This is a genomic window from Thomasclavelia spiroformis DSM 1552, from assembly GCF_025149465.1.
GTDB classification, from domain to species: Bacteria; Bacillota_I; Bacilli_A; order Erysipelotrichales; family Coprobacillaceae; genus Thomasclavelia; species Thomasclavelia spiroformis.
This window is the reverse complement of sequence record NZ_CP102275.1, coordinates 1,372,775-1,386,067: the sequence shown is the minus strand read 5'-3', so window position 1 is coordinate 1,386,067 and position 13,293 is coordinate 1,372,775. Positions and strand designations below refer to the sequence as shown.

Here is a 13,293-nt window from a genome sequence, read left to right as displayed (position 1 = left end):
GGCAATCTAAAATAACCTGGGGTTCTGGGGTTTTAGATACTAAATCATAACGGGGAAAAGTTGTTCCCCGTTTTTTTGTATCTTTCTATGAGAAAATGTACTTTTATTTGATATCTGTATTTTTGATTGGATACATGTGATATGTGGCATCATCATTGAGGCAGTACATGACCCTGTTTTTAAATCTATGCCAGTTAAGATATCCATTTGAACTATGTTTGAGTAATTTTATTGATTTATTTCTATTTTCAATGATTCCATTGGAAATGCGTTTCCCATCTGCTCTTATAAATGAATTGACGATTTCCCGTTTCCATTTAGTAAATGTATTTGCAAAATCTTTCATTTCTTTAATAGGACTGCTTTTAAATAGGGTAATCAGTTCGTCGATATTTTTTTTGGCACTGTCATAAGAAGAATCCCTGTAAAAAACATCCAGCTGATATTTAAGGTCATAAGCTAAATCTAATTCCCGATCATCCCTGATCATATAGTCAAAAATATCATAGTAGTTGAAATATCCCTGAAGTACTTTATTATATTTCTTTTCTACATTGGGATCGTATATGCACTTGTTGTTATTGGAGAAGAGCATCCAGTGGAATTTTTTCAAAACATAATAATGTCTGGATACTTCTGATAATTCATTTTTTTCAGCTTCGGTAAGGTTTTCTTTTTTGTTAAGGTAATTTTTTCTGGAGTAATAGCGATTCATGGAATTGATTCTTACTTTATCCAGTTTTCTGTGAAATTCCTGCTTGACATGATAGTGATCAACAGCACATAAGGCATCAGGAAACATAATTTTAGAAACAACACGATATGATTCCCACATGTCGAATGATACAACTTTAACTTTTTTTCTTTCTGATAAAGGAATATTAAAGAAATAATCCATCAGTACCTGTTTTCTTCTTGATGGAAGTACATCAACGATATTTTGTGACTGAAAATCAAGAAGAACACAGATGTATCTGCTTTTTTCGGATTTAAAAGCATAAACTTCATCAATGCACAGATATTGAGGAAGCTGCCTTCTTGACATGCAGACAAATGAATCAAAAATATGAGCGGCAGTTGTCTGTGAAATATGATAACGCTGAGCTACATCTTTAAATGTTGCAGCAGGATGCTTCAAATCTCTAAGGATATTATATACAGTCGCTAAGGAGATTCGTGAACCGGCAACAGAAAAAGGATTAAGTTCATAGAATGTTTTATTGCATTTTTTGCATCTGTATCTTCTGGCTCGATAATCAATCACACATCTATGACTGGTCAAAACAGAATGAGTGATGGTTTTTGTGGAGTAATCTTTAACTTGGTCAGTCATATTGAGGCATACAGGACACCGATGCGGTTTTCTGGCAAGAGTTACAGCTATATGAAGGTCGTCCTTTTGATGAGAGATGGCGAATGATTCAATATCCTTATTTTCAAGATTGAAGAACTGAAGGAAATCATTCTGGCTAATAACGTTTTTAGGCACAGTAGAAGTATCACACATGAAGCATCACCGCCATATCATAAAAAAATAAACATAATTTCATAAATAAATATACACTCCTTTCTTTGTTTACAGGTAAATAATAGAACCAAAAAAGGAAAGAAGATATAAAAGTTATGTGGTTATAAAAATAACGGGGAGATTTCTGGAATTAAATTTACATAAAACAAAATAATCATCGATAAAACAGGAAAATTTATGCTTAAGGTAATAAAAGTGAGATGAGTTGAGGATAGGGAGGGCAGTAATGACGATCTTATAAAGATCATGAAAAGTCAAGGAAATAAAAGGGATCATATCTTCAGCCAGGATAGCATGTGTTTTACCGCAGGATTTGCACATGATGCGAGTGATTCTGATTCTAATTTTTTGATTGAAAATAAAGATAGTACGAAAGTAGTAGGCATGTCTGATCCATAAAGAACCATGACAGTTAGGACATAGAATATTATCAAAATTTAAAGAATTAACGGAATCGTTATATGACTTGGATATTAAAGCTTCTAATTTATTCAGGTCAGGAAGAATAGTATTGATTTTTTTATTAAAATGGGTTATTATCATATTGTTCTTATGGAAAGGATGTATACAGACTGTGGTAGGAAAGTATGCATCCTTTTTTCTTTCTCAAAATTTCAGATAAACTGATAAAATAATTTTATCAAAAACCCCGTGAATATGGAAAGAATATAAATAATTATAATAAAAGAGCACCCCTATATATTTGAGTGCTCATTAAAACCCCGTAAAAGATTAGATAGTCTAAATAGAAAGACAATAACTCAGTTAAATTGATGTGATTGTCTTTTTTGTATGCTTAGATTTATATCTTTTAATATTTTACTATAACCATTAACTCTAGTTATTTTATAAAAATATAAATAAAAAAAGAAAAATGATTACTAAAAAAGTATAAGATAACGAGGTAATCAAATTGGTTAAACGAATAGATAAAATCTATGATTTTAAAAATGATTTCATGTTCAAACACTCTCTTGGTAATGACCAAGATCCTGATTCCTTTTATTTACTTAAACTCTTTATTAAAAGCATTTTAAATATCAGCTGTAAATCAATTACGATCTTAAGTCTTGATCTTGTCGTTGAAAATATTGAAGATAAAGATATGCTTTTAGATATTAGAGTACAAACCAATACCGATGATTATGTTAATATTGAGATGCAGTATTCTGCATTTTCTAAAAATCAGTATCAAAGATTTAAAATATATGGCGCATCATTGTTATCAAGACAGGAAAAAGAAGGAGATGATTATTAAAAAAATATCAATCATGTATATCAGATAATCTTTATCGATGATATCGATAAAGCAAACTTAAAACTATATGATTGCTATGAAAGCAGAAATGAAGAAGGGAAACTTGAAAAATATAATCTACTAACCAGAGTATATGTCCAAATGCCCTATATCAATCTAATTAAGAAACAAAAAAAACTAGAAGAATTCAGTGAAATAGAAAAGGGGATATACATATTTGAAAACGGGATAACCGATGATATAATAAGAATAGAAGATAACAAGGTGGTAGAGATCATGAAAGAAAAGATAGACAGATTCAACTAAGATGAACAGTTAAGAGACATGGCATATAAAAGGAGCTTAAATCGCTGGGCGAATGAACGAGACAAACAGGACATGTATGAAAAAGTAAAAAAAGAAGGAATTGAACAGGGAGTTATGCAAGGAATCATAGAAAAAAGTAAAGAGAAGACAAAACAGTTATTTAATAAATACTATCCTGAAGAAGATGATAGTATTTTAGAAAATTTAAATAGTGAAAAATATGATAAGATATTTGAAATGATCTTAGATAATCGAAGTATCAATGAAATTAAGGGATTTTTAAAATAGTAAGATTAAAAGTGGTTGGAAAAAATTAATTAAGTTAAGTATAAAAAGACAATAGTTCAAAATGAACATTGTCTTTTTGGTATATTGGATTGGTAAATAATCATATTTATTTTGGTTATAAAAGTCAAATTACGCAATATTAAGGATGATAATTATAGTAAAAAGAATATTTATTTTAATTTATGAGAGTGTAAATAATTTTGTGTAAACTAATCCACCAATGGTAGAATTAAATTAACTGCCAAAGGAGGATTTTTATTATGAGTAAAAAAGATATAGTTAAATATATAATTGATGAGTATGGTGTTACATCACCTACTGACATAACTAATGCATTAAAAGACTTATTAGGTGAAACATTACAAGATATGTTGAACTCTGAATTTGATGAATATATGGGATATGACAAGTATGATCAAAAAACAGATAAAACTAATTATCATAATGGAACTTACAAAAAAACAGTTAAAACATCTCAAGGGAATATGGATTTAAATATTCCAAGAGATAGAAACTCATCATTTGATTCAGTTATTATAGAAAAACACAATCGTGATATTAGTGATATTGATAACAAAGTTATCAACTTATATGCCCGTGGTATGTCTGCAAGAGATATCAGTGATACTATTAAAGATATTTATGGTGTAGAAGTTAGTGCAGCTATGATAAGTAAAATAACAGATAAAATTATACCTAAAGCTTTAGAATGGCAAAATAGACCATTAGATACTGTATATCCAATAGTCTTTATTGATTGTGTTCATTTTAATGTTAAAGCAGATAATATGGTTACCAAAAAAGCTGCATATGTTGTCTTAGGGGTTAATGAGAATGGATATAAGGAAATACTTGGTATTTGGATTGGCGAAAACGAAACAGCTGAATTCTGGCTATCAGTACTAACTGATTTAAAGAATAGAGGAGTTAAGGATATATTAATTATTTGTAGTGATGGTCTTCCAGGTATTAAACAGGCAATTGAATCAGCATTCCCAAATACAGTACAACAAAGATGTATAGTTCATCTAATTAGAAATTCATGTAAATACTTGAGTTATAAAGATAGAAAAGAATTCTGTAAAGATCTAAGAACAGTATATACAGCATCTACAGGTGATAAAGCATTAGAAGCACTAGATAAGTGTAAAGATAAATGGGGAGATAAATATCCGTATGCATTTAAGCCATGGGAAGATAATTGGAATGAAGTTTGTAATATGTTTAATTATGTTCCAGAACTAAGAAAAATCATGTACACAACGAATGCAATTGAAAGTCTGAATAGTGCATTTAGAAAGTTTACTAAAATAAGAACAGTATTCCCAACAGATGAAAGTTTATTTAAATCTTTGTACTTAGCTCAGGATAAAATAACAAGTAAATGGAATGTCCCATATGGTAATTGGGGAGTTATATATTCTAGTCTTCAAATCATCTTTGAAGGGAGGCTTTAACGAGAACGTTTACAATTAAATATATTATGATATGATATAAAAAAGTAACTGTATGATTACTCAATACAGTTACCCATCAAATTCTATCATTGGAAATAGACTTTACACAAAATAATTTACAGGCTCAATTCTATCATTGGAAATAGACTTTACACAAAATAATTTACAGGCTCTAATTTATATTTTTAATGCTTTTTTTAAAGTACATTAGGTCAATTGCCTGCATTTGATTTTCAAATATTTCTTTTGGATAATAATCCAAAAAGAAATTTTCAATACGGTGGCTATATACATAACCTAGACGGGTATAAAAAGTAATGTTTTCAAAACTTGAATTTGCTGTTGATAATAAAAAGGTATCATAATTACTATATGTTTTTTCAACGAATTTTATTAGCGCTTTTGCATATCCATTACCACGATGTTCTATTAATGTTAAAATATTTTTAATTTCTACATTACCATCAATTATTTCAACAGCAATAAATGATACTGGTTCGTTATTAACAAAATAACCATATAAACTACCATGTTCTAGATAATCTCTAACTAAATTAATATTTGGATCACTTTGAGTTAATAACTTATCGTAATCTAATTTGTTTATTATTTCTTTAATCACTTCAATCACTCCTAGCAGTATTATAAATTAAAGTACCATAAATAACAATATGGTATTTAAAGTGATAATATGGTTTGATATAATTATTTAAAAGGAGAACAGTTATGAAAAAGATACTAATATTAATAGCAATGCTATGCTTGCTTACGGGATGTTTTGGTAATGACAACAAAGAAATTAAAAAGACTGAAACAAAAAAAGAAGAAGCAAGTAACACAATGGTAGAAAAAAAGCCAGTTAAAACAAGTATTAAATTAAGTTTTGCTGGTGATTTTACATTAGGCAATTATGCTAACCAGGCATATTCTGGTTCGTTTGATCAAGAATATGAAAAAAATGGGAAAGATAGTTCATATTTTTTAAAAAATGTAAAAAGCGTTTTTGAAAGTGATGATTTAACTGTTGTTAATCTTGAAGGACCATTAACTAGTGCAACTGTACATGTTGAAAAGCAATTTCCTTTTAAGGGTTCAAAAGAGTATGCAAATATTTTAGTAGATGGTAGTATTGAAGCTGTAAGTTTAGCTAATAATCATTCAGAAGATTATTATAAGCAAGGTATGGATGATACTAAAGCTGTACTTGATAAAAAAGGAATTGGATATTTTGGTTATGAAGCTTCTTTTGTTAAAGAAGTAAAAGGGATAAAAATAGGTTTTTTAGGGTATCGTTCGATGTCGGTGTCAATGAATAATGAACAGGGACGAAAGACAATAAAAAATGCAATTGATGATTTAAAAATGAATCAGGAAGTCGATGTGGTTATTGTATATTTTCATTGGGGAATAGAATGAGAATATTATGCTAATGATGATCAACGTAATCTTGCAAAATTTACTATTGATAGTGGAGCGGATTTAGTAGTTGGAGCACATCCTCATGTTTTGCAGGGAATTGAAGAGTATAATGGTAAGCATATTGTTTATTCTTTAGGTAATTTTTGTTTTGGAGGTAATCGTAATCCTAGTGATAGTGATACGATGATTTATTCGATTACAATGAATTTTGTTGATGGTGTTTATAATGATAGTAATTATGAAATCATTCCTTGTTCAATTACTTCAGCAAGTAATAGAAATAATTATCAACCGATGATTTTACAGGGTGATGAAAAAGATCGAGTTTTAAAGAAAATAGAAAGGTATAGTTATTAATAGGTAATTGTCGTGATTAAAATGTTATTTTATTTTTTATATAGCGGTTATATTATTTTGTTGATTGGATTATTAGGAGGTAGAATTTCTGGTAATGTTGATATGCTCAAGTTTAGTGTTACGTGTTTAATTGTATGTTTATTTGATTTTTTGATTAGTTATCTTGTTGTTTTTAAAAGTAAGCTAAATAGTCAAGAAATAGGTCATAATCAACAGCATTTTAAAAAGGTAATTAAGCTACTTATAATACCATTAGTTATTATATATTTTGTTAATTTTTTAACTTGAGATAAAATCGATATTTTTTTTGTAAATGCTTGAATCTTATATAAATTAATGGTATTATGCATTTAGTTATACGACTGACGGAAGTGGAATTAACCACAGGGAGTATAATCATAGAAGAGCCGACCGTCTGGGCAAGAGTCTGGATTAGTGCGGGCTCTTTTTTAATTCTAAAGATAATGTAAAAGTACTGTTATGGACGTTTGTATCAGTTGAGAAAAACGTATAAATATGGTATAAATTAGGTGTATTTTAATTGTTTAGACAGTATCTTTAGAAGAATGTGAAAATTATAATTGAAAGGGTGGCAGTATGTTAAGTGATGTTGAAATTGCACAAAGTGCTAAAATGAAACCAATTAGTGAAATTGCTAAAAAAGTTGGTTTACAAGAAGATGATTTAGAATTATATGGTAAGTATAAAGCTAAAATTTCTTTGTCAGCAATTAATCGTTTAGAAAACAATCCTGATGGAAAATTGATTCTTGTAACAGCGATTAACCCAACACCTGCTGGGGAAGGAAAAACTACAACAATGATTGGGTTGTCACAAGCTTTAAATAAACTAGGGAAAAAATCAGTAGTAGCTATGAGGGAACCTTCTTTAGGTCCATGTTTTGGAATCAAAGGTGGAGCAGCTGGTGGAGGATATGCTCAAGTAGTACCGATGGAAGATATTAATCTACACTTTACTGGAGATATCCATGCTATCACTGCTGCTAATAATTTAATTGCAGCAATGCTTGATAATTCGATTCATCAAGGGAATCCGTTAAATATTGATGTCCGTAATATTGTTTGGAAAAGAGTTGTTGATTTAAATGATCGTGCTTTACGCAATATTATTTGTGGCTTAGGTGGTAAAGTAAATGGTGTACCTCGTGAAGATGGTTTTGACATATCAGTAGCAAGTGAAGTAATGGCTATTCTTTGTTTAGCGACAAGTTTAGATGATTTAAAAGAACGTGCTGGAAGAATGATCGTTGCTTATGATTATGATGGTAATCCAGTTACTGTTAATGATATTGAAGCAACAGGTGCAGTTACACTGCTATTAAAAGACGCAATCAAACCAAACTTAGTCCAAACATTGGATCATACGCCAGTCTTTGTTCATGGTGGTCCATTTGCAAACATTGCTCATGGATGTAATTCAGTTATGGCAACTAAATTAGCAATCAAATTAGGTGATTATGCAATTACTGAAGCAGGTTTTGGTGCTGATTTAGGTGCTGAGAAATTTTTAGATATTAAAAGTCGCCAAGCTGATCTTGATCCTCAAGCAGTAGTAATTGTTGCTACAGTAAGAGCATTAAAGATGCATGGTGGTGTTGATAAAAAAGAATTAGCTAATGAAAATTTAGAAGCATTGGCTAAAGGTGTAGAAAATTTAGAAAAACATATTGAAAATATTAAAAAATATAATTTACCATCTGTAGTAGCTATCAATGTTTTTCCAACTGATAGTGAAGCTGAGTTACAACTTTTAAAAGATACTTGTAATAAAATGGGAGTTGATGTTGCAATTTCTGAAGTTTTTGCTAAAGGTGGCGATGGTGGAATTGAATTGGCTCAAAAATTATTAGAAGTACTAGAAACTAAAGAAGCTAATTATAAACCACTATATGATTTAGATTTATCAATCAAAGAAAAAATTGAAGTTATTGCAAAAGAAATATATGGAGCTAGTGGCGTTGCTTTTGATAAAAAAGTAATTACAAAAATGAAAAAATACGAAGTTCAAGGATTAGGAAAATTACCAATATGTGTGGCTAAAACACAATATTCTTTATCTGATCAGCCAACATTATTAGGCCGTCCTAGTGGGTTTACAATCAAGATCAATGATCTTATTCCATCAGCTGGAGCAGGATTTTTGGTAGCAATTTCTGGTAGTATTATGAGAATGCCAGGACTTCCAAAACGTCCAGCAGCTGTCAATATGGATATTGATAAAGATGGTAAAATTACGGGATTATTTTAAATAGATTATCGTGATTTAATATGAAAGGGTGGAAATATGAAAGTAGCAATCATTATGGGTTCAACTAGTGATTTAAGTAAAGTAGAACCAGCAATCAGTATTTTAAAAGATTATGGGGTTGAGGTAAATGTTAGATGTCTTTCAGCTCATCGTGCTCATCTTGGTTTAAGTAGTTTTATTAAAGAAACAGAAACAGATGGTACAGAAGTTATTATTACAGCTGCAGGAATGGCAGCAGCTTTACCAGGTGTAGTTGCTTCACAAACAGTTTTACCAGTTATTGGAGTGCCAATTAGTGGTTCAACATTAGATGGTATGGATGCTTTATTATCAATTGTTCAAATGCCTTCAGGGATACCTGTTGCAACAGTAGCAATCAATGGTAGTAAAAATGCAGCATATTTAGCTTTACAGATTATGGCAATTAAACATGATGATATTAAAGAAAAATTAGTTGCTTATCGTAAAGAAATGGAAGCTCAAGCAATGGAAGCAAATGTTGAAGTAATGGAAAAATATAAATAAGAGGAGATTAGAAAAAATGGCAGAATTATTATATGAAGGAAAAGCAAAACAAGTTTATTTAACTGAAAAGGAAGATGAATATTTAATTCATTATAAAGATGATGCAACTGCAGGTAATGGAGTTAAACATGACCAATTTGAAGGTAAAGGAGTTTTAAATAATACAATTTCTTGCATTATTTTTGATATGTTGGAAGAAGCTGGAATTAAAACTCATATGATCAAAAAATTAAATGATCGTGATATTTTAGTTAAAAAAGTTGATATTTTCCCATTAGAGGTAATTATTAGAAATATTACTACAGGATCTTTTTGCAAAAGATTAGGAGCACCTGAAGGAATTGTTTTAGATGAACCAATTTTTGAAATTAGTTATAAAAATGATGATTATGGTGATCCATTAATCAATGAAGATCATGCTGTTGCTTTAAAATTATGTACAAGAGATGAATATAATTTTATTAAACAAGAAACTTTAAAGATTAATGAATTATTAAAAGAATTTTTCTTGAGTTTAAATTTAAAATTAGTTGATTTCAAGATTGAATTTGGAAAAACTCCTGATGGCGAAATTTTATTAGCTGATGAAATTTCTCCCGATTCTTGCCGTTTATGGGATGTAGAAACTAATCAAAAATATGATAAAGATGTATTTAGACAAGATATCGGTGATCTAATCGAAACTTATAAAGCAGTACTTGCAAGAATGCAAAAATAATAAAGGAGAAATAAAAATGGATTATAAAAAGGCTGGAGTAGATATTGAAGCTGGCTATAAATCAGTTGAATTAATGAAAAAACATGTTAAAGAAACTTTAAGACCAGAAGTTTTAGGGGGACTTGGCGGATTTGCTGGAGCATTTGATTTAAGTGCAATCAAAAATATGGATGAACCAGTTCTTTTATCAGGAACTGATGGTTGTGGAACAAAAGTGAAACTTGCTTTTATTATGGATAAGCATGATACAATTGGAATTGATGCTGTAGCAATGTGTGTTAATGATATTGCTTGTTCTGGAGGAGAACCATTATTTTTCTTAGATTATATTGCTTGTGGTAAAAATTATCCTGAAAAAATTGCAACAATTGTAAGTGGGGTAGCTGAAGGTTGTAAGCAATCAGGATGTGCTTTAGTTGGTGGTGAAACAGCTGAACATCCAGGACTTATGCCAGAGGATGACTATGATTTAGCTGGTTTTGCAGTAGGTGTAGTTGATAAAAAAGATATTATTAATGGTGAAAGTATTAAACCTGGAGATGTTTTAGTAGGAATTGCTTCAAGTGGAGTCCATAGTAATGGTTTTTCACTTGTACGTCAGGTTTTTGAAATGACTAAAGAATCTTTAGATACATATTATGATGAACTTGGTAAGACATTAGGTGAAGCTTTATTGATGCCAACTAGAATTTATGTAAAAGCACTTAAAAATGTTAAAGATGCTGGTGTTGTTATAAAAGGATGTAGCCATATTACTGGTGGTGGTTTTGATGAAAATATTCCTAGAATGTTACCTGAAGGAATAAAAGCGATAATTAATAAAGATAGTTATACAGTTCCTGCAATTTTTGATTTGATTGCTAAAAATGGTAATATCAGTGAAGATATGATGTATAATACTTTTAATATGGGATTAGGTATGGTTATTGCTCTTGATCCAAAAGATGTTGACAAAGCAATAGTAGCGATTAAAGAAGCTGGCGATGAATGTTATATTGTAGGTCATGTTGAAGCAGGCGATAAAGGGGTAAAATTATGTTAAAAATTGCCGTCTTTGTTTCTGGCGGTGGAACTGATTTACAGTCAGTTATCGATGCTATTGAAGCTAATCAAATTAATGGTAAGATTGTTTTAGTTATTTCTAATCGTAAAGATGCTTATGGATTAGAACGTGCTAAAAAAGCTGGAATTGAAACAGCAGTGGTAAAAAAAGATGATGAATTGATTGTTAAAATGCTAAAAGAACGTGAAGTTGATTTAGTTGTTTTAGCAGGCTATTTAGCGATTTTAAGTGATGTCTTGATCGATGCGTATCCAAATAAAATAATTAATATTCACCCATCACTTATTCCTTCTTTTTGTGGACCGGGATATTATGGAATGCATGTACATGAAGCAGTATTAAAACGTGGTGTTAAAGTAACTGGAGCAACTGTTCATTTTGTCAGCAGTGAAGTAGACGGGGGTCCAATTATTTTACAAGAAGCATGTAATATTGATGATTTAGATAACCCTGAAGATATTCAGGCAAGAGTTTTAGAAATTGAACATCGAATTTTGCCTAAAGCTGTTGCTTTATATTGTAATGGTAAAATTGTTGTTGAAAATGAAAGGGCTAAGGTGAAATAAATGAAAAGAGCATTAGTTAGTGTTACTAATAAAGATGGTATCGTTGATTTTTGTAAGGGTTTAGTGGAATTAGGATTTGAAATTGTTTCTACTGGAGGAACAATGGCAAAATTACAAGAAGCAAATATTCCATGTATTGCAATTGATGATGTAACAGGATTTCCAGAAATTTTAGATGGACGTGTTAAAACATTACATCCTAAAGTTCATGGGGGATTATTGTTCCGTCGCGATGTTCCTGAACATGTTGAAACAGTTAAAGAGATGGATATTAAGCCAATTGATTTAGTTTGTGTTAATTTATATGAATTTGAAAAAGCTTTAAAAGCTGGTAAACCAATGGAAGATATGATTGAAAATATTGATATTGGCGGTCCTTCAATGATTCGTTCAGCAGCTAAGAATTTTAAAGATGTTTTAATTGTTACTGATCCTAAGGATTATGATGCTACTTTAACAGCAATTAAAGATAATCAAGATGACTATGATTTTAGATTAAATCTTGCATATAAAGCCTTTTCAACTACGGGAGCATATGATGCGATGATTTCACGTTATTTTGCTGGTGTTGTTGGAGATGATTTCCCTGATGTATTAAATATTAGCTTGAAAAAAACTGAACATTTACGTTATGGTGAAAATTCGCAACAAAGAGCTAATGCTTATGTTGACCCATTTGTTCAACATAGTTTATTGGATTATGAACAATTACATGGTAAAGAAATTTCATTTAACAATGTAAATGATTTATATGGGGCAGTAGCAGTAGTTCGTGAATTTAATGATCAAATTGTTACAGCAGCAATCAAGCATTCAACACCTTGTGGGGTTGCAATTGGTAAAGATGGTTATGATTCATATATGAAAGCTTATAATGCTGATCCTCAAAGTATTTTTGGTGGAATTGTTGCAGTTAACTATAAAATTGATAAAAAAACTGCTGAAGAAATGCATAAGATTTTCTTAGAAATCGTAGCTGCTCCTGACTTTGATGAGGATGCTTTAGAAATATTAAAGAAAAAGAAAAATTTACGTATTTTAAAACTTAAAAACTTAGATGTAAGAGAAGCAAAATATGATATTAAGTATTTAGAAGGTAAAGTCTTAGTTCAAGATATTAATACTAAAATGATTAAAGAAATGAATTATGTAACTGAAGCCAAGCCAACAAAAGAACAAATTAATGATATGGAATTTGGAATGCGTGTAGTTAAATTTGTTAAATCTAATGCTATTTGTATTGTTAAAGATGGTGTTACTTTAGCAGTTGGTGGTGGACAAACTTCTCGTGTATGGGCATTAGAAAATGCTATTCATAACAACCCAGATAAAGATTTTAATGGGGCTGTACTTGCAAGTGATGCATTCTTCCCATTTAGTGATTGTGCTGAGGTTGCTTATAATGCGGGAATTGGTGCAATTGTACAACCTGGTGGATCAATTCGTGATCAAGATTCCATTGATTTCTGCAATGAAAAAGGAATTCCAATGGTATTTACAGGATATAGACATTTTAGACATTAATAGAGAGGTTTGAATA

General features: G+C 30.3%; 12 protein-coding genes, 1 pseudogene and 1 riboswitch. Of the genes and pseudogenes, 10 read left to right on the top strand and 3 right to left on the bottom strand.

The genetic code is table 11. From position 1 onward, the window contains the following. Positions 1-103 precede the first annotated feature (103 nt). Both NQ543_RS06450 and NQ543_RS12110 read right to left on the bottom strand, forming a co-directional pair. Positions 104-1,507 carry an ISL3 family transposase gene (locus NQ543_RS06450; RefSeq protein WP_259935254.1) on the bottom strand — a complete coding sequence of 468 codons (1,404 nt, stop codon included), beginning with the start codon at positions 1,505-1,507 and terminating at the stop codon, positions 104-106. Between the two features lie 114 nt (positions 1,508-1,621). Next, a complete protein-coding gene (locus NQ543_RS12110) occupies positions 1,622-2,071 on the bottom strand; it encodes a DUF6431 domain-containing protein (protein ID WP_004608838.1) in 450 nt (149 codons plus the stop codon). A gap of 370 nt (positions 2,072-2,441) precedes the next feature. On the opposite strand from NQ543_RS12110, the gene NQ543_RS06445 reads away from it, so the two are divergent. The 3 genes from NQ543_RS06445 to NQ543_RS06435 all read left to right on the top strand — a co-directional run bounded on the left by NQ543_RS06445 (position 2,442) and on the right by NQ543_RS06435 (position 4,837). Further along, positions 2,442-2,786, top strand: a complete 345-nt coding sequence (locus NQ543_RS06445; RefSeq protein WP_259935253.1) for a PD-(D/E)XK nuclease family transposase — start codon at positions 2,442-2,444, stop codon at positions 2,784-2,786. A gap of 378 nt (positions 2,787-3,164) precedes the next feature. Beyond that, positions 3,165-3,380, top strand: a complete 216-nt coding sequence (locus NQ543_RS06440; protein ID WP_259935252.1) for a hypothetical protein — start codon at positions 3,165-3,167, stop codon at positions 3,378-3,380. A 260-nt stretch (positions 3,381-3,640) separates the two neighbouring features. After that, positions 3,641-4,837, top strand: a complete 1,197-nt coding sequence (locus tag NQ543_RS06435) for an IS256 family transposase (protein ID WP_259935251.1) — start codon at positions 3,641-3,643, stop codon at positions 4,835-4,837. 172 nt (positions 4,838-5,009) lie between these two features. Here NQ543_RS06435 and NQ543_RS06430 read toward each other — a convergent pair whose 3' ends face one another. Further along, complete coding sequence (locus NQ543_RS06430; RefSeq protein WP_039904092.1) at positions 5,010-5,459, bottom strand: GNAT family N-acetyltransferase; 450 nt, start codon at positions 5,457-5,459, stop codon at positions 5,010-5,012. Positions 5,460-5,563: 104 nt separating this feature from the next. Between NQ543_RS06430 and NQ543_RS06425 the strand changes: the two are divergent. The 7 genes and pseudogenes from NQ543_RS06425 to purH all read left to right on the top strand — a co-directional run bounded on the left by NQ543_RS06425 (position 5,564) and on the right by purH (position 13,277). Continuing rightward, positions 5,564-6,613 (top strand): annotated as a pseudogene (locus tag NQ543_RS06425) (CapA family protein). Positions 6,614-6,961: 348 nt separating this feature from the next. Continuing rightward, positions 6,962-7,041: riboswitch (ZMP/ZTP riboswitch) on the top strand. A 169-nt stretch (positions 7,042-7,210) separates the two neighbouring features. Next, the gene (locus tag NQ543_RS06420; RefSeq protein ID WP_004609680.1) at positions 7,211-8,881 is read left to right on the top strand and encodes a formate--tetrahydrofolate ligase; all 1,671 of its coding nucleotides are present in this window, start codon (positions 7,211-7,213) and stop codon (positions 8,879-8,881) included. Positions 8,882-8,917: 36 nt separating this feature from the next. After that, positions 8,918-9,406 carry a 5-(carboxyamino)imidazole ribonucleotide mutase gene (gene purE / locus NQ543_RS06415; RefSeq protein ID WP_004609681.1) on the top strand — a complete coding sequence of 163 codons (489 nt, stop codon included), beginning with the start codon at positions 8,918-8,920 and terminating at the stop codon, positions 9,404-9,406. 16 nt (positions 9,407-9,422) lie between these two features. Next, positions 9,423-10,124, top strand: coding sequence for a phosphoribosylaminoimidazolesuccinocarboxamide synthase (purC, locus tag NQ543_RS06410; protein WP_004609682.1), 702 nt, complete (start codon positions 9,423-9,425; stop codon positions 10,122-10,124). A 16-nt stretch (positions 10,125-10,140) separates the two neighbouring features. Then, positions 10,141-11,166 carry a phosphoribosylformylglycinamidine cyclo-ligase gene (gene purM, locus NQ543_RS06405; protein ID WP_039904100.1) on the top strand — a complete coding sequence of 342 codons (1,026 nt, stop codon included), beginning with the start codon at positions 10,141-10,143 and terminating at the stop codon, positions 11,164-11,166. Beyond that, positions 11,160-11,753, top strand: a complete 594-nt coding sequence (purN, locus tag NQ543_RS06400) for a phosphoribosylglycinamide formyltransferase (RefSeq protein WP_004609684.1) — start codon at positions 11,160-11,162, stop codon at positions 11,751-11,753. Before purM ends, purN begins: the two co-directional genes overlap by 7 nt. After that, the gene (gene purH / locus NQ543_RS06395) at positions 11,754-13,277 is read left to right on the top strand and encodes a bifunctional phosphoribosylaminoimidazolecarboxamide formyltransferase/IMP cyclohydrolase (protein WP_004609685.1); all 1,524 of its coding nucleotides are present in this window, start codon (positions 11,754-11,756) and stop codon (positions 13,275-13,277) included. It begins immediately after the preceding gene. The last annotated feature ends 16 nt before the right edge of the window (positions 13,278-13,293 follow it).